The following is a 16,164-nucleotide window of genomic DNA, read 5'->3' on the forward strand; positions in this document are numbered from 1 at the left end:
TTAGGGCTAGCCTTGCAATAGTGTGCCGGAGGTAAAGCACTGGATGGACTAGGGCCTGTCACAGGGTACCAAATCCAAACAAACTCTGAATGCCGGTATATGTTTTGCGGGAGTCAGTCTTAGGGAGATAAGTTCCTAGGACAAAAGGGAAACAGCCCAGACCGTTAGCTAAGGTCCCTAAATAATACTAAGTGGGAAAGGAAGTGCAGCGGCGAAGACAGCCAGGAGGTTGGCTTAGAAGCAGCCATCCCTTTAAAGAGTGCGTAATAGCTCACTGGTCGAGTCGCTGTGCGCCGACAATGTAACGGGGCTAAGTATTATACCGAAGCTACGGAATCAGTAATGATTGGTAGGTGAACGTTCTCGAGGGCGTTGAAGGTGTTCTGTGAGGAATGCTGGAGCTAAGAGAAGTGAGAATGCAGGCATGAGTAACGAAAAGACGGGTGAGATCCCTGTCCGCCGAAAACCCGAGGTTTCCTAAGTAAAGGTCGTCTGCTTAGGGTTAGTCGGCTCCTAAGGTGAGGCCGAAAGGCGTAACCGATGGGAAACGGGTTAATATTCCCGTACCTCGTAATGTTTCGATGGGAAGACGCATGAGGTGAAGCCCGGCCGGGCGATGGTTGTCCCGGTCTAAGCATGCAAGCTGTTGATTGTCATAGGTAAATCCGTGACAAGAGGTGAGCTGCGAAAGCGAGTGGAGCTACGGCAAAGCGAAGCGGGTGTAGTCAAGGTGCCAAGAAATACTCTCTAAGGTTAGGCATTACGAGACCGTACCGAAAACCGACACAGGTGGGTGAGATGAATATTCTAAGGCGCGCGAGAGAACTCACGTTAAGGAACTCGGCAAAATGCATACGTAACTTCGGGATAAGTATGGCCTCTTTCGGATGTTAAAGTTTGCGAGAGGTTGCAGAGAATCGGCAAAAGCGACTGTTTACCAAAAACACAGGTCTCTGCGAAATCGTAAGATGACGTATAGGGACTGACACCTGCCCGGTGCCGGAAGGTTAAGAGGAGCGGTTAGCATTAGCGAAGCTGTGAATTGAAGCCCCGGTAAACGGCGGCCGTAACTATAACGGTCCTAAGGTAGCGAAATTCCTTGTCGGGTAAGTTCCGACCCGCACGAATGGTGTAACGACTTTTGCGCTGTCTCAACGTGAGACTCGGTGAAATTGAAGTATCGGTGAAGATGCCGATTACCCGTGGTTAGACGGAAAGACCCCGTGAACCTTTACTGCAGCTTGGCACTGAATCTTGGTCAGTCATGTGTAGGATAGGAGGGAGACTGTGAAATATGCACGCTAGTGTGTATGGAGTCATTGGTGAAATACCTCCCTTGGCTGATTAGGATTCTAACTGTGGCCCTGAAGCGGGTCAGAGGACAGTGTCAGGTGGGCAGTTTGACTGGGGCGGTCGCCTCCCAAAGAGTAACGGAGGCGCGCGAAGGTTCCCTTGCGCTGGTTGGAAATCAGCGTGTAAGTGTAAAGGCATAAGGGAGCTTGACTGCGAGACAGACAAGTCGAGCAGGTACGAAAGTAGGTCTTAGTGATCTGGCCGTGGCGAGTGGAAGCGCGGTCACTTAACGGACAAAAGGTACTCCGGGGATAACAGGCTGATCCTTCCCAAGAGTTCACATCGACGGAAGGGTTTGGCACCTCGATGTCGGCTCATCGCATCCTGGGGCTGGAGCAGGTCCCAAGGGTTTGGCTGTTCGCCAATTAAAGCGGTACGCGAGCTGGGTTCAGAACGTCGCGAGACAGTTCGGTCCCTATCTGCCACGGGCGTTGGATATTTGAGAGGAGCTGCATTTAGTACGAGAGGACCGATGTGGACAGACCTCTGGTGTACCAGTTATCGTGCCAACGGTAAGTGCTGGGTAGCTACGTCTGGAGGGGATAACCGCTGAAGGCATCTAAGTGGGAAGCCCTCCTCAAGATGAAATATCCCTCTATCTTAAAGATAGCTAAAGGGCCCTGGGAGACTACCAGGTTGATAGGCTGGAAGTATACGTGTGGTAACACATTCAGCTGACCAGTACTAATCGCCCGTGCGGCTTGACCATATTTTTCGGTGATTATTTAGTGCAATTAACGAAGCACGTTGAACAACAATGTTGTTCACTATCAGATCATTTTTCCCCAAGGCAGTGAAAACTGCCTTGATATGACCCTGCGCCGGGCCCGGCAAGACCGGGATAGTGCAGCGGTGACTTAAAACACAAGCAATTAAATTGCCTGGTGACAATAGCGAAGGTGTCCCACCCGTTCCCATTCCGAACACGGAAGTTAAGCCCTTCAGCGCCGATGGTACTGCGGTTCAAGCCGTGGGAGAGTAGGTCGTCGCCAGGCTTTTTTATATTTAAATAGCCACAGCGAAGCTGTGGATGATTAAATAGTAAGCCCTCCACAATCCCATACAGACAAACTGAGTAATCACTACAATATTGTGCTCAAGGAGAAATTATATGAGTACGATGCACAGCGCCGAGCAATGGCGAGAACTGGTTGAAGAGTTTTATTCAAGCGACACCTCCAGTCGAAAGTCATTCTGTCAGGAAAACGATATATCCTATTCAGCCTTTGGCTATTGGGATCGAAAGCTGAACGGTCCCGCAGTTCAGGAACCGGAAGAACTTCAGTGTGTCGAACTTCCCAGTCTGGGCGACCTTCGGACACTGGGCAGAATGGAAGAATACGAACTATACACAGAGGGATTGTACATGGACGTGCCCGGCAGCGATAGCCGGGTTCATGTTCGAGGCCGGATTTCTCTTTCCCGGCTGACGAGAATTGCGGCAGCCTGCCAGGGGGAGTGAAGATGTTTCACCTTGATCCTGCTGCACGGGTATGGCTGATTCCCGGGAAAACCGACATGAGAAAAGCTGTTAACGGGCTGTCGGGAATTGTCGCCCATCAGCTGGCGCTGGATCCCATGAGCGGGCAGTACTTCGTGTTCTGCGGTCGGCGTCGGGATATTATCAAGATCCTGTATTGGGATCGCAATGGCTACGGGCTGTGGTACAAACGGCTTGAAGTGGATAAGTTCCGGTGGCCCCAAACACCGCAGGAAGCCCGGGCAGTCAGCGGCGAGCAGTTGGGCTGGCTGTTATTGGGCCTTGACTGGGAACGCGCTCATCCGGTTCGCCGGTACTAACTCTTGCACCTTTAAAAGCAGCCATGCTAGTCTCTCGGTATGGAAGCCCGCGATCTGTTACAGATTATCAGGACACACGGCGCAAGCGCCCACGATTCCTCTGTGCTTGACGCAGCCGATCAACTTGAAACGGCTCTTGCTTCACAGAACCGCGATCTGACGACAGTTCACACCCTGCTCAGCCGGGAACAGCAAGAACATATCCTCACGAGGAAGCTGCTGGCCCAAACGCGGGAAGAGATGGCTCAAGCACGGGAAGAGATGGCGGTCCTGGAGGAAAAGCTTCGCATCGAACTTGCCCGTAGATACGGTAAGTCCAGTGAAAAATGGAAGCCTACCGAACTGGAAACCGCTCATCTCTTTACCGAAGCTGAAATGCTTATGGTACAACCACAATCTGAAAACCCTCTTGAGGAAGATGTGCCTCAATCTACCTCAAAACCGTCGCAAAACCAGAAGAAGACCGCCTCCCGGGGAAAGCGGGAGCGATTACCAGATGACCTCGAACGGGAAACGACAATACTCGATATCGCTGAGGATCAAAAGATCTGCAGTGAGTGCGGCCGGGAAAAGCAGCTCATTGGGAAAGAGGTAAGCGAGCAGCTTGAGATGAAACCCATCGAATTCTATGTAAAGCGGATCGTTCGCAAGACCTATGCCTGTAGCTGCGGAAACTGCGGGGTCGAGGCTGCAGCTGCTCCTGCCGCCGTATACCCGAAATCGATCATGGGAGATACGGTTATCGCTCAGGTGGTTGCATCAAAGTATTGCGATGGACTGCCGTTTTACCGCCAGGAGCGGGTGCTGCAACGAAGCGGGATCAGTATATCCCAGCAGACCATGGCACGGGCAGCAAGCCGTACAGCGGATGTCTTTGCTCCGCTGGTGGATCTGATCGGTTCAGAGCTCCAGCGCTACCCGGTCGTCTGCGCCGATGAAACGCGGTTGCGGGTCTTGAAGGACAATGGGATAAAAAAGGACGGGACTTCATATATGTGGGTGGCAGCCGGCGAGCGTGCCGGCCACCGTTTGGTTCGATTCTTGTATGAAGACGGCAGTCGCGGTGCCAATGCGGCACGGCAACTGATAGGCAATTTCTCGGGGACCCTCATGTGTGATGGCTACGGTACATACCCGGCTGCGGTCAGTGATCTGCCGATAACACTTGCTGCTTGTTTTGCCCATGTCAGACGGAAATTCAATGACGTACTCAAGGGGGATCGGCGAAATCCTCAGGCACAGGAAGCGATGAAGATGATTCGGGAACTGTATGCTATTGAAAAAGATGCATCCGGACTGGATAGCGAACAGATACTGTCCATACGTCAGAACCGGGCAAAACCGGTGTTCGATTCATTTCGCCTCTGGCTGTATGAAGAGGGGAAGCGGATTCCTCCCAAGAGTGCATTGGGCAGAGCCGTTTCATATTCGGTTAACCTCATCGATCGACTGGAAATCTACCTTTATAATCCGTCGGTCCCCATAGACAACAACCGGGCGGAAAACGCGATTCGCCCGTTTGTGGTGGGACGCAAAGCGTGGCTGTTTAATACTGAAAGTCACGGTGCAAAAACCTCCGCCGCCTTGTATACCCTTATTGAATCGGCCAAAGCAAATCATCTGGAACCGATGCACTACCTGCTCTTTCTATTTCGCTGCTACCAGCACTTTGGCGAACACGCTATGCCCTGGCAAAACCTGATTCCCGCCCCCAATCTGAGGGAGTATGCATCTGAGATCGGAATCAAATGGGGATTCGACTAAGTTCGTTGAATGGGTTTGTGGAAGGCTTACATTAAATATAAAAAAGGTGGAACCTGGCGACGACCGTAGCCAGGTGTTTGCAGAGCAAACACCGAAGGAAACGAGGACGTGCAACGTCCGAGTGGAGTCGTCGCCTATGCGTCCAGAGGAACCTCGAGCGAAGTCCCGAAGGGACTTTGCGGAATTGAGCGGACTTCGAAGAAGTCCGGGAGAAGGCTTTTTTATATTTAAATAGCCACAGCAAAGCGTAAGCGTCAAAGCCCTACACAATATTCCACGGCAACAGCGAATTCCAGTCGTTTTCTGATTCTGCCAGAGGAGCCTTATCGAACAGCTTGAGCAAATAGCTGTGAGGGTCTAGACCATTCGCTTTCGCTGTTTCAATAAGGGAGTACATGGCGCTTGAACTTTCAGCTCCGGTAGGGCTTCCGCTAAACAGCCAGTTTTTCCGACCCAGTACAAACGGCCGGATCGCCCGTTCACTGATGTTATTGTCTGGTGTGAGCTGCGGTGATTCAATGTAGCGGATCAGTTTCGGCCATTCATTCAGCGTGTATGAGATGGCTTTTCCCAGCAGCACTGAAGGAACAACCTGTTCTTTTCGCTTTTGCAGCCAGCTTAAGAATTTCGTAAGAACAGGCTCTACGGCTGCTTTTCTCTGTAACAGAAACTCTTCGTCTGTCAGTTCTTTCCCCCGCAGATCATGTTCAATTTTATAAAGCTTCGCAATGAAGCTGACCGCCTGGTTCGCACTTCCTGCCTTCTTTGCTGCCTTGGCTGCTTCCAGGAATTTCCGTCTTGCATGGGCAAAGCAGCTGACATGAATGATATCCGGGTGGTCTTTCAGGGCACTTGAATAGCCTGAGTATCCATCGGTCTGAAGATATCCTTCAAAGCCATCGAGAAACTCATGAATATGTTTGGAGGCTCTGGTCTGCCGGTACTGATACAGATAGGCAGGTTTATCCGGAGGACCACCCCGGGCAAGCCACATATATGACTTGGAAGTATTATCTCTGCCTTCTTCCTTCATTACCTGAACAGTGGTTTCATCCCGGATGCCTGGCCGGGCAGTAATCCTAAGGATTACAACCAGGCCATATGCATGACCTGGCCGGTCTTTATGTGTTTTTTGTGCAGCCTTATAAGCGGCTTGATTCGTTTATATGCAGAATTCTGCCAATGACTCATGTTTTGCCGGGAAATATGGATGCCGATACGCTCAAACCGGCTTTCCTGCCGGTAGTAGGGCAGATGATCCACAAACTTGTTTACGATTAAAAAAGCAAGAAGTGCGGGGGTGACAATGCTTTTATCGATAATTGCCGGCTGTACCGGTGCAATTCGGATGGCTGGCTTATCTTCATCGCCGGATCCTTCACACACATGGCAGGCATATTTGGGCCGAATAATTCGCTCAACCCACATCTTGGGGGGAATCACGTGAAGTTTTTCAGAGACCTCTTCACCGATTTTTACCATCCGACTTCCGCAGGCACAGGACTTTTCTTCTTCGCTGATATCTATGATAACTTCTTCCCGGTGAAGTGAATCATCAATTGCCTTGCGGCCGGATTTCTTACGGGTATGAGAGCGAACTGTTGACTGTGCCTGTTCATCTTCATCAAAGGGATCTTCTGCTGCGCTGCTGTCTGTCTCATCGAAAGGCAGCGGCTGAGTAGAGTCGGATTCCTTCTCACTGGTGCGTCCGAATTTTTGCAACAGAAGCAGCTTGTGCTCCTCTTCCAGGGCTGAATACTTCGCTTCCCAATGACGGTTATCTGTTTCAAGAGATCGAATGTATTGCTGAACATCTGTCGGAAGCGTTGCAATATCCATGACCTGAATTCTAGCATGGCTTTCAAAGAGAGTAAATTCTTAACCAGAAATTATTTAACCGATGAATATGACAATGGTTGGTGTGCATGCCAGAAATCGATCCCTTCAAGAAGCATTTTCAGTTCTTTATAGCTGATGGCGCGGGCAGCCTCATCATTCTGTGGCCAGGGGAACTTGTGTTTCTCAAGACGCTTTTGCCAGAGGCAAAATCCATTGCGATCCCAATAGAGTGCTTTTTTACGGCATCTTGTAAAACAGGGACGGCCACCGCCTGGCTTTGATCCGGCTTCTCTGAACTGATTTTTTCTTTCTCACCTTCAGGCTTTTGCCAACCTTTGCCATTTTCATGTCCAATTTACACTACCTTTGTTAAAATTCTGCTGTTTCACCCGTGTTTATATGTTAGAGCCTTAATAAGTGCACTGTCATGATGAGGGAGGTTGATTTTTGCCGATTTTTAGCCGAAATTTCCCAATTTTCCCGGTTCCGGCCTTGCACCCCTCGATTAATTTTCCACTATGTTTTCGTGTCAAGCAGCATCTCGCTCTTTCTTGTGTTCCTCCAGTGTTTTTTGATACTCGACGAGTTTTCGCCGATATAGTTCCTCCTTTAACCAGTGAAATCGTTCTCCCTGGAGTAACATCCGGCGCATCACGCCGCATAGCCGCCGGATCATCGCGATCCGCGCTCGCCCACTGCCGCGCCTTGCTTTAAGGTCCTCGTAGTAGCGCTCCCACCCGGGTGTTCCTTTGATCGTCTGGTAGATCGACTGCGTGAGAATCGTCCGGCTCAGTTTGCGTGACTCCCGGGTGATATGACCGGGACGACTCTTGCCGCCGGAGTCGTGACACCGCGGTACCAAACCGAGATAGGCGTTCATGCGTCGCAGGCTCGGGAACCGGTGAACATCTCCCACGTCGGCAAGAAAGGCGGAGGCGGTCAGCGGCGTGATGCCGGGAATGGTAATCAGAAGCCGGATCTGCTCATCCAGTGGAGCACTCGCCTCCACGATTCTCCGGCCGAGCTGCTCTTTCGATTCAGTGATAGTTCGGAGCAGATCAACCTGGATCTGCAGCGCGTCAACGATCACCTCTGAGAGGCGTCGATCAGCGAGGATCTCGGCGACGGACTCTTTCCCCTTGAACAATCGCGATCGGTCGTTCGAACTCACGGTCACACCATCCTCGGTGAGCACCGCCTGGATGGTGTTCTTCAGCATGCGAATCTGGCGATTAAGGAGGTTGTAGCTGGCGAACAGCCTACGCAGCGTACGGATCGTTTCGCTTGGCTTGTACACCGTCGGGATGCCGAACTCACCGGTGACCAGAAAGACCCACAGCGCCTTGGCCATATTGCGCGCATCCTGGCGATCGGTCTTGTTCCAAGAATCGGTGATGATGCGAAAGCGCATCGGATCGAGGATGTAGCAGGTAGCGCCGGTAGCCTCGACGCGGTCGGCCCAGTAGAAGCTTCCGCACGACGCCTCCATCACGACCGCGTCCTCTGGACCTAATTCATCGAGATACGCTTCCATCTGACATGACCGCAGAAACCGCGTCTCGCGCCCGTCGCGATCAAGCACAGAAACCGTCGAGTACTTCTTGTGCCGATCGATACCATGAAACCGTGTAATCATCGTCTCCTCCTCGTTATCCTGAAAGCAAGAGAGCAGAGTACCGATGTCGGTTATGCGTTCCATTCCACTATTGAGGTTGCATACCCGAGCAGGTTCCGAAGAAACCGACCAGGGCAGCATCGCCCGCCGGGCGTGCTATTCTGTTGGTACGGATGCGGTCGGTGGCCTGCCGGGGATGCATGGCGAGCAGGTTCCGGAGGCACCGACCAGCCAAACCTATCAACGTGGTCGCAACCCGCCGCAACGGGACGCCACAGAAAAGTTACAGGCCATCGACCGTCCTGATCTCTGCGCTTCCGGATTGCTTGTGATCAGGAGCAGTCTAACACCACCGACCGCAAAATGCGCCTAACCAACGCTTGACACGAAAACATAACAACCTATCATTTCGCGGATGAGTGCATCGGTTTTCGCAAACCTCCAGACCCCGGACCAACGGGTCGAATCCCCCCGGCCCGAGCGGGAGGTTACGGCGAACATGCAGGGCCGGGCGGAAATGAGGGAGGGGGCGTTTCAGGCCCTGTTTATCGGCGGAAACATCAGCCAGCTCAGCGACTCTTCGGGGAAGCTCCCCTTTTCCGGCGGTATTCAATCGAGGCTCATCAGTTCTCGGCAGGGCAAACAGCGGAACATCGAGTATCAGGTCGAAAGCGCCTTTGCCCTCGAATCCGCGGTGAGCCGGGGACTGCGCCAGACCCTTAAGCTAGCTGATGCCGAATGCCAGATAGCCGGCCGGATTGTCAATGACTACGTATTGATCGAGGACATGGCCGAACTGGTGATGGACTGTTATGTTCAGCATCCATGGATCCGGGAAGGGTATGAAATCGAACGCTACATTCCCCAGATGCTGGAGATATGGAATGATATCAAAGCTGATGAGATTATTGATCTGAGAAGCGGCAACTCCGACGGCAGCAGCCGGGCTTTTCGGTTCCGTCCATTGGATCTGACATTTGACGAAAACGGGGAGGCTCTCCTGCTTTTTCCCGGAATGAGCTGGATCCTGAACCGGGGTCCTTCGGGTCTCGTACTGGAGCTGATCCATGGCCGCCGGCAGAAAATCGATCTCCCTTCTGGGGCATTGATAACCCGCCGACGACGGGATCAATACGCATTGAGCTTTCTGCCCACCGGCGAGTACCGCAAGCCCACCCTTGACGGCCTCAACGGGCTGCTTGAGCATTACAGCCTGCGGCTCAAACCGAACCTGCGAAGCAGCGATGATTTCAAGCCCATGAGCCGGAAGGCCCAGGGGCATATCAGCCATCCTTTTGTGATTTATTACTGATATGCACCTCAAATAGAACAGTGCAAAGCCGCATTGACATAAGGTTTTAAGTTATGAGAATTTTCAATTGAAAACACCAAAGAGGTTATCATGATAAAAATCACCATAACGATTGTATTCACAATCATCGCAACGGGATTACTTCTCGTATCATGCGGTAGCGTGGAGGAAATAAATCCGCCATCAATATCCCTGGTTCGGGATGATGACCGGATGCACATCCTCGGAACCTTTCACGCGATGACCTATGAGATGTATCAGGGGATCATCTCCCGGGGAATTGATGTTGAGAATTTCTTCGATGAAGCGAGCATGTTTTTCTCAGAAGCCGGAGAGATATATATTACTGATGTGGAATACGAGCGAATCCGAGAGCTGATAACCGGTAGCGGAACAAACCGGCAGAGTGTGAGTGACATCGTCGGCTCCTGGGATACCGAAAGCCAGGTCGCGTTTCAGGATATGCTCGACAGCTATCCACTTCTCGATCATGTTGGCCGTCAAGCCAGTATCTACGCAGCCAGGCCATATCACGCCAATGATTTTTTATATCGGGACATTATTCTTCGAGCCTGGGGAAACCCGACGGATTACAGTATCGACGGGATATATAAAGCTATGGCCGCCGAGCGAAGTCTGTTCGACCATCGCCTGGACGATCCCGTCGAAATATGGGAAATGAAGGATTCACTGACTGACGATGAAGCTCAAATGGACTATCTGATCTCACGACTTACCTTTCCAATGACCCGTGATGAAATTGAGGATAGCCAACTCGAGGAGCTTCAGTTTCTTGTGGACAGTTGGATATCCGGAAATATAATCCATCCGTCAGAATATGATTTTGAAAATGCTTCAAGGGCATGGGGAGAGCTCGATCAGAGCGTCCGGGATACTCTGGATGCGAACCGGGCAAAATGGATATGGCATCCCCGGGAGGAACGCTGGGTTTCGGTCATAGACTCAGCTCTTGAAGAAAACCAAAGACCGCAGACTCTCGTTCTGGCGGTGGGATACGGCCACCTTATCAGCCCGCCTTCAGAATTCATTCCTTTACTGCTGGAAGCCGGATGGCAGATCGAAGAACAGCGTTTCCGTATTGCGGATTTCAATGATCTGAACGACTGATCCCGCACCTATCAGGAACCGATCTCTTCCCAACGGACATACAGCTCGTCGAGCATCTGCTTTTCCTTTGCCAGCCGGGCGGAAAGCTGCCTGCCCCGCTGATGGTCCCCCCGATCGAGGGCTTCGGAGATTTGGGCTTCCCGTTAAGAGGAGTTTAGTATGTGATTGATCTCATCGGTAGGGGGCATATTATGTGAAATTCCCATGCCCTCCCTTTTCTTCTGATATGAGAGAATATTAATGCGGGAACAAACCACTGCGTTGTATCCCAGCGCTATACTCACACGGTTCAAAACGCAAATGGACACCCGGGGCAGCCCGGAATGGGAAAAACACTCATTGGGTTCAATCCCCGCCTCAAGAATCAGAGCTCGCATTCTCTGCAGGTGTACCGATTGGTTGGATTCAAACTGCCTCGAATATTCATCACCCAGGCCATGCCCATAAAATGACTTTCCTGCTGTACGGCGACCTGCACCCTGTAAACGTGCCCGGTAATAACTATCGAATTGATCAGTACCGCAACTACTGCCGGGAACAGAAAACTCAGGAATGAGCGCATGTGTTACCATGCATTTCCGACACTGCACGCGTTGAATTCTGATCTTCTGTGTATAAAGATACTTTTCATAGATTCCATGGTATGAAAAATTGCCATGTTGCTGGCAACATGGACATTGGGAAGTGCGCAGAAATGAAGAAAAGAGACTTTGGGAAAAATTCCTCTTGTAATTTTCTTGAGTACAGCCGAAGATAAAGAAACTTTTGTTCGGGGGAGAAAGAGGGGCGACTCACGCCAAGAAGAAGCCCTCTTTCTCTTACCCCTTTCCTCCACTAGTGATTCCTTTTAACTTCGGCACTTTTCTTCATTTATTTGGTTTTATTGTGGGAACCTACATCAGGTACTCTTCGGTTATTAAAGCTCTCATCTGTTCAATCTTGTCCGGAAGGAGCTTATTGAAGATGACTCCACCGATTCGAGCCCCGGTACAACGGAGGTAGGTAAAATCTACTTCGAGCATATCGAGGGTCTTCCCGATGCCGCCACCGGCGACGTAGACGATTTGCGCGTCAAGGAGACGGCTTACGCGAGAGTTGGATAGACCGACAATACCTCCCACGCCGAGATGCCCGGTGCCCTCGGCTACTATGACAAGTTTGTCGCGGAGTCTATCCACGGCCGATAGAATCTCGCTCTCAAAAGCGTGCGTGACGGTTTGGTGGTCGGGATTAGTTAGGTAGCTTTTGGTAACACCTTGGGCCAGTCGCACCGGCGAGACCGAGGCCATATCGATTCCCGGCAGCGCGAACTGCTCGATTATCGTGGCATCCTTATCAATTTTCGTACCGTCGCGCATCTCTACGAGCTGTTGACCGACCGGTTTGATGTAGCCGATTTGGTCTTCGGGGAGATATCGCTTAAGTTCCGAGATGATTCCGAGACTCGTGAGTGTCTTTCCGGCGTGTTGGCGGAATCCCGCCAGGTAGATTACGGTCATACTGCAGCAGCTTCCATACGGTTTTCACTCATACGCCGGCGGTTGCGTAAACCGCTACCGCCGGCAGAGAGTAGTTCGAGGAGCTCCGACGGCGCCCCGGGGCGCCGCCGGCTTCTACCGTGGAGTCCTATACCGACCCCTCCCACGCCTTTATGTAGAGTTCCTTTATCTCACTGATAAGCGGGTAGCGTGGGTTCGCACCGGTGCACTGATCGTCAAAAGCATCCTCTGCCAACGTATCGACTCGTGCCTTGAACTCCTTTTCATCTATACCGACATCTCTGATCGCCTTGGGAAGATCGAGTGCGGCTTTTAACTCCCCAATCTTCGCGATAAGCAGGTCTACCTTCTCGTCCTCGGTTTTTCCTCCGAGTGCGAGGTAGTCCGCGATACGTGCGTAGCGGCTCGTTGCCGAAGGGTACTCGTACTGCGGAAATGCAGCCTGCTTTACCGGTACGTCCGTGGCGTTGTACTTGATGACCTGAGTTATGAGCATCGCATTGGCGACGCCATGAGTCAGGTGAAAGGCGGCGCCGAGCTTGTGCGCCATCGAGTGACACACCCCCAAAAAGGAGTTTGCAAACGCCATTCCCGCCATGGTAGCCGCGTTGTGTACCTTCTCTTTTGCACGTATGTTGGTATCGCCGTCACGGTACGATTGGGGGAGATACTTGAAGAGTATTCGAAGCGCTTCAAGGGCAACGCCGATAGTGTAGTCCGTACCCATGGAAGATGCTATCGTCTCCACCGCATGGGTTACAGCATCGATGCCGGATGCGGCGGTTAGGTTTTTTGGCATCGTCATCACCAGTTCGGTATCTACGATCGCAATATGGGGCGTGAGTGAGTAGTCCGCTATCGGATACTTATACCCCGTTCGTTCGTCGGTGACGACGCTAAACGGAGTCACCTCGGACCCGGTACCGCTCGTCGTTGGAACCGCAACCATCGTCGCCTTCGTCCCGATGGTGGGAAACTCGTAAATCCTCTTTCTGATGTCCATAAAGCGTAGCGCCAACCCCTCGAAGGTGACCTCCGGATGCTCGTAGAGGACCCACATGATCTTGGCCGCATCCATCGGTGAGCCGCCGCCAAGACCGATTATCACGTCCGGCTCAAAGCTATTCATCATCTGCACCCCCGCTTTAAGGCGTGCCTGTGTCATTATCGACGAATACGACAAGCCGCTCTTGTCCACCATCGGCGATCCGGAGCTTCACGAGGCGTACAAGCAGTTCTTAAAGCCCTTTTTCGGGGTCCTCAAGAGCAGCGACGCCCATCTGAAGTTCGCCTTCATTACCGGGGTCACCAAGTTCGGCCAGGTGAGCGTGTTCTCGGACCTGAACCAGCTTATCGACCTCTCGCTGCACAAGGACTACGCCGCCCTCTGCGGGATTACCGAAGAGGAGCTGCTTGACGGTTTTCGGCCGGAGAACGATGCGCTTGCGGCGCAGGAGGGGGTGTCCTACGACGAATGCGTGGTCCGCATCCGCGAGTGGTACAACGGCTACCGCTTTCATCCCGCCGGACCGGCGGTGTACAACCCCTTCAGCACCTTGAATCTGTTCAACTTCAACGAGTTTCAGGACTTCTGGTTCCAGACCGGGACGCCGACCTTTCTGGTTGAGCTCCTGAAGAAGACCGACACCGACCTCAGGGAGATCGACGGGATACAGCTACCCGCCCGTGATTTTGCCGATTACCGGGCCGACCCGGACCGGCCGGTCCCGGTGATCTACCAGAGCGGTTATTTGACGATCAAGGGGTTCGACAAGCGGCACCGGCTCTATACCTTAGGCTACCCGAACCAAGAGGTGGAACGGGGGTTCTTGTTCTTCGTCCTCCCCTACTACTCGCCTGTCGCTCCGACCAAAAGCGGGTTCCACATCTCCCGTTTTGCCCAAGAACTGGAGAACGGCGATGTGGACGGCTTCATGGAGCGGTTGAAGTGCTTCTTTGAATCGATCCCCTACGACCTGAACGACCAGACCGAGCGGCACTACCACGTGGTGTTCTACCTGGTGTTCAAGCTCCTCGGACAGTACGTGGAAAGCGAGGTCAAATCGACGAAAGGGCGAAGCGACGCGGTGGTCCGCGCCGGCGCGTACCGCTACGTGTTTGAGTTTAAGCTCAACGGCACGGCGGAGGAGGCGCTGGCCCAGATCGACGAGAAGGGGTATCTCATTCCCTACCGGGCCGAGGCGGCCGGGGCGCCCGAGCGCTCGTAAAGGTCGGCGTGGAGTTTGATCGGGAGGCGCGGAATATCGGACGGTGGATTGCCGCCGAGGGGTGAGGGAGCCGCGGGTTCAGCTTCCTGTCTCCCGCCGGCGAAGAGCAACCCATTGCAAAAACCTACCAGTGCGATCAGTGCATACAGTCTCTTCGTACTCATAAAGAATCTCCTTCTTTGTATCCTTTCGGGTATCTTAGTCGGCGTAGACAAACGCCCCTCGCCTCTTCACGTGGAAATCCAAACCCTGAAAGCGGGTCAAACCCGAGTCGCTTGGCGACGGCCGGTGCGGCGATCGCCCGGTCGAGACAATCGAAGACCCGGCATTCCAGCGCGGTCTGGAGAATCCGGGACGTTACCGGTGCGATGAGAACTTCCACCATATCACCGTAAAGGTATTCAATTCGGGGTAATTCCATTGCTGCTACTCCTTGTCGCCCGCGCGAGCGCTCAAGCAGACCCCTGATGTGTAGCGACCGTCACACAAACTTGTACCCCCGCGCCGCGCGCTGCTCCTCCCACATCCGGCTGTAGAGGCCGCCCGCATGGAGGAGCTCCTCGTGAGTACCCTGTTCGACGATCCGGCCCTCGTCGAGGAGGATAATCGGCGCGTCCTTCAACATCGCCCGGGCGATGGAGATCCGCTGTTTCTCGCCGCCGGAGAGGGTTGAGCCGCCTTCACCCACCATCGTGTCGTAGCCGTCGGGGAGACGCTCGATGAACTCGTGAGCCCGCGCCGTCTTCGCCGTTTCGATGACCTCTTCCAGGGAGGCTTCGGTGTTTCCGACGCGGATATTGTTCAGGATGGTGTCGTTGAACAGGTAGACGTCCTGGAACACCATGGAGACCGATGCGAGAATGGTCTCGGGGCTGTAGTCGCGAAGGTCCCGGCCGCCGAGTCGGATCACCCCGTCGGTTACGTCCCAGAACCGGGCGATGAGCCTGGTCATGGTGGTCTTCCCCGAACCCGAGGGGCCCACGAATGCCGCAAGCGAATGCTCGGGGATCGCGAGGCTCACTCCCTTCAAGACCTCGGTATCGTGGTAGCGAAAGTGCACGTTCTCGAACTCGATGTCGTAGCCGCTCGGGCGCAGATCGGGCTCTCTTCCGGTGAGGGCCGGGGTGCTGCGCAGCTTCTCGAGGCGCTCGGTGCTGATCTGGTAGTAGTTCAGCTCGCCCAAGAAGATGAACGCCTGGATCAGCGGCTCGTAGACCCGGGTGTCGATGATCAGGAACATGATGTAGACCGGCAGACCCAGGGTGCTGGCGAAGAGGAAGGTGAGCCCGAAGAGAATGATGAGGGTGAACCCCGCGTGGAGCGCAAAGCTCGACAGCATGATGGTGGGTCCACCGCCGGCCTCGAGCTTGATGCTCAGGGTCTTCAGACGGCGGAAGGTCTTTTCCAGGCGCTCGAACTTGGTCCCGGTCAGCTTGAACGCCTTGATCAAGCGCATGCCCTGCAGGTATTCGAGCATCCTCGAGGATCATCCGCGTGTCCAGGGATGCCTGCGGATCCTGGAGCGGCTTGAACAGCTCCCATACGACAAGCAGGAGTATCCCGTAGGGCGCCCCGCGAAACAGGTACTCGAGGATTGTCCACACCACCATCGGGCGAAGGCGTCTG

13 protein-coding genes, 2 rRNA genes and 1 pseudogene (1 of these 16 running past the window's edge) are annotated in these 16,164 nt (G+C 53.3%); 8 read left to right on the plus strand and 8 right to left on the minus strand.

The genetic code is table 11. The features are described 5' to 3' along the window. The 5 genes from L21SP2_RS01650 to tnpC (L21SP2_RS01670) all read left to right on the plus strand — a co-directional run. Window positions 1-2,062, plus strand: a 23S ribosomal RNA gene (locus L21SP2_RS01650) (it extends 913 nt beyond the left edge of the window). 171 nt (window positions 2,063-2,233) lie between these two features. Continuing rightward, window positions 2,234-2,348 (plus strand): 5S ribosomal RNA (rrf, locus tag L21SP2_RS01655). A 116-nt stretch (window positions 2,349-2,464) separates the two neighbouring features. Beyond that, complete coding sequence (tnpA, locus tag L21SP2_RS01660) at window positions 2,465-2,815, plus strand: IS66 family insertion sequence element accessory protein TnpA (RefSeq protein WP_144082893.1); 351 nt, start codon at window positions 2,465-2,467, stop codon at window positions 2,813-2,815. Window positions 2,816-2,817: 2 nt separating this feature from the next. Beyond that, complete coding sequence (tnpB, locus tag L21SP2_RS01665) at window positions 2,818-3,153, plus strand: IS66 family insertion sequence element accessory protein TnpB (protein ID WP_024266716.1); 336 nt, start codon at window positions 2,818-2,820, stop codon at window positions 3,151-3,153. A gap of 39 nt (window positions 3,154-3,192) precedes the next feature. After that, the gene (gene tnpC, locus L21SP2_RS01670; RefSeq protein WP_024266717.1) at window positions 3,193-4,917 is read left to right on the plus strand and encodes an IS66 family transposase; all 1,725 of its coding nucleotides are present in this window, start codon (window positions 3,193-3,195) and stop codon (window positions 4,915-4,917) included. Between the two features lie 262 nt (window positions 4,918-5,179). Here tnpC (L21SP2_RS01670) and tnpC (L21SP2_RS18995) read toward each other — a convergent pair whose 3' ends face one another. The 4 genes and pseudogenes from tnpC (L21SP2_RS18995) to L21SP2_RS01685 all read right to left on the minus strand — a co-directional run bounded on the left by tnpC (L21SP2_RS18995) (window position 5,180) and on the right by L21SP2_RS01685 (window position 8,392). Continuing rightward, complete coding sequence (gene tnpC, locus L21SP2_RS18995) at window positions 5,180-6,013, minus strand: IS66 family transposase (protein ID WP_341871929.1); 834 nt, start codon at window positions 6,011-6,013, stop codon at window positions 5,180-5,182. Next, on the minus strand, window positions 6,004-6,756 hold the full coding sequence (locus L21SP2_RS19000) for an IS66 family transposase (protein WP_024266719.1): 753 nt from the start codon (window positions 6,754-6,756) through the stop codon (window positions 6,004-6,006). Before L21SP2_RS19000 ends, tnpC (L21SP2_RS18995) begins: the two co-directional genes overlap by 10 nt. A 50-nt stretch (window positions 6,757-6,806) precedes the next feature. Continuing rightward, a pseudogene (locus L21SP2_RS19155) lies at window positions 6,807-6,938 on the minus strand (transposase family protein); the annotation flags it as partial. Between the two features lie 347 nt (window positions 6,939-7,285). Next, window positions 7,286-8,392 (minus strand): IS110 family RNA-guided transposase, encoded by a 1,107-nt coding sequence (locus tag L21SP2_RS01685; RefSeq protein ID WP_024266721.1) that lies wholly within the window; start codon window positions 8,390-8,392, stop codon window positions 7,286-7,288. 394 nt (window positions 8,393-8,786) lie between these two features. On the opposite strand from L21SP2_RS01685, the gene L21SP2_RS01690 reads away from it, so the two are divergent. Together L21SP2_RS01690 and L21SP2_RS01695 are read left to right on the plus strand one after the other, a co-directional pair. Beyond that, window positions 8,787-9,683 carry a hypothetical protein gene (locus L21SP2_RS01690; protein ID WP_024266723.1) on the plus strand — a complete coding sequence of 299 codons (897 nt, stop codon included), beginning with the start codon at window positions 8,787-8,789 and terminating at the stop codon, window positions 9,681-9,683. 90 nt (window positions 9,684-9,773) lie between these two features. Further along, window positions 9,774-10,811 (plus strand): TraB/GumN family protein, encoded by a 1,038-nt coding sequence (locus tag L21SP2_RS01695; protein WP_144082894.1) that lies wholly within the window; start codon window positions 9,774-9,776, stop codon window positions 10,809-10,811. Window positions 10,812-11,704: 893 nt separating this feature from the next. Here L21SP2_RS01695 and L21SP2_RS01710 read toward each other — a convergent pair. After that, window positions 11,705-12,310 (minus strand): AAA family ATPase, encoded by a 606-nt coding sequence (locus L21SP2_RS01710; protein ID WP_053335544.1) that lies wholly within the window; start codon window positions 12,308-12,310, stop codon window positions 11,705-11,707. A gap of 127 nt (window positions 12,311-12,437) precedes the next feature. Next, entirely contained in the window at window positions 12,438-13,511 is a 1,074-nt protein-coding gene (locus L21SP2_RS18760; protein ID WP_081719397.1) for an iron-containing alcohol dehydrogenase, read from the minus strand. Here L21SP2_RS18760 and L21SP2_RS18250 point away from each other — a divergent pair. Further along, the gene (locus L21SP2_RS18250) at window positions 13,501-14,538 is read left to right on the plus strand and encodes a PD-(D/E)XK nuclease domain-containing protein (protein ID WP_024266728.1); all 1,038 of its coding nucleotides are present in this window, start codon (window positions 13,501-13,503) and stop codon (window positions 14,536-14,538) included. The genes L21SP2_RS18760 and L21SP2_RS18250 overlap by 11 nt on opposite strands. Window positions 14,539-14,698: 160 nt before the next feature. Here L21SP2_RS18250 and L21SP2_RS01725 read toward each other — a convergent pair whose 3' ends face one another. Then, on the minus strand, window positions 14,699-14,959 hold the full coding sequence (locus L21SP2_RS01725) for a hypothetical protein (protein ID WP_041400998.1): 261 nt from the start codon (window positions 14,957-14,959) through the stop codon (window positions 14,699-14,701). Between the two features lie 60 nt (window positions 14,960-15,019). Then, window positions 15,020-16,015 carry an ABC transporter ATP-binding protein gene (locus L21SP2_RS01730; protein WP_024266729.1) on the minus strand — a complete coding sequence of 332 codons (996 nt, stop codon included), beginning with the start codon at window positions 16,013-16,015 and terminating at the stop codon, window positions 15,020-15,022. Window positions 16,016-16,164 lie beyond the last annotated feature (149 nt).

This window comes from Salinispira pacifica (genome assembly GCF_000507245.1).
GTDB lineage: Bacteria > Spirochaetota > Spirochaetia > DSM-27196 > Salinispiraceae > Salinispira > Salinispira pacifica.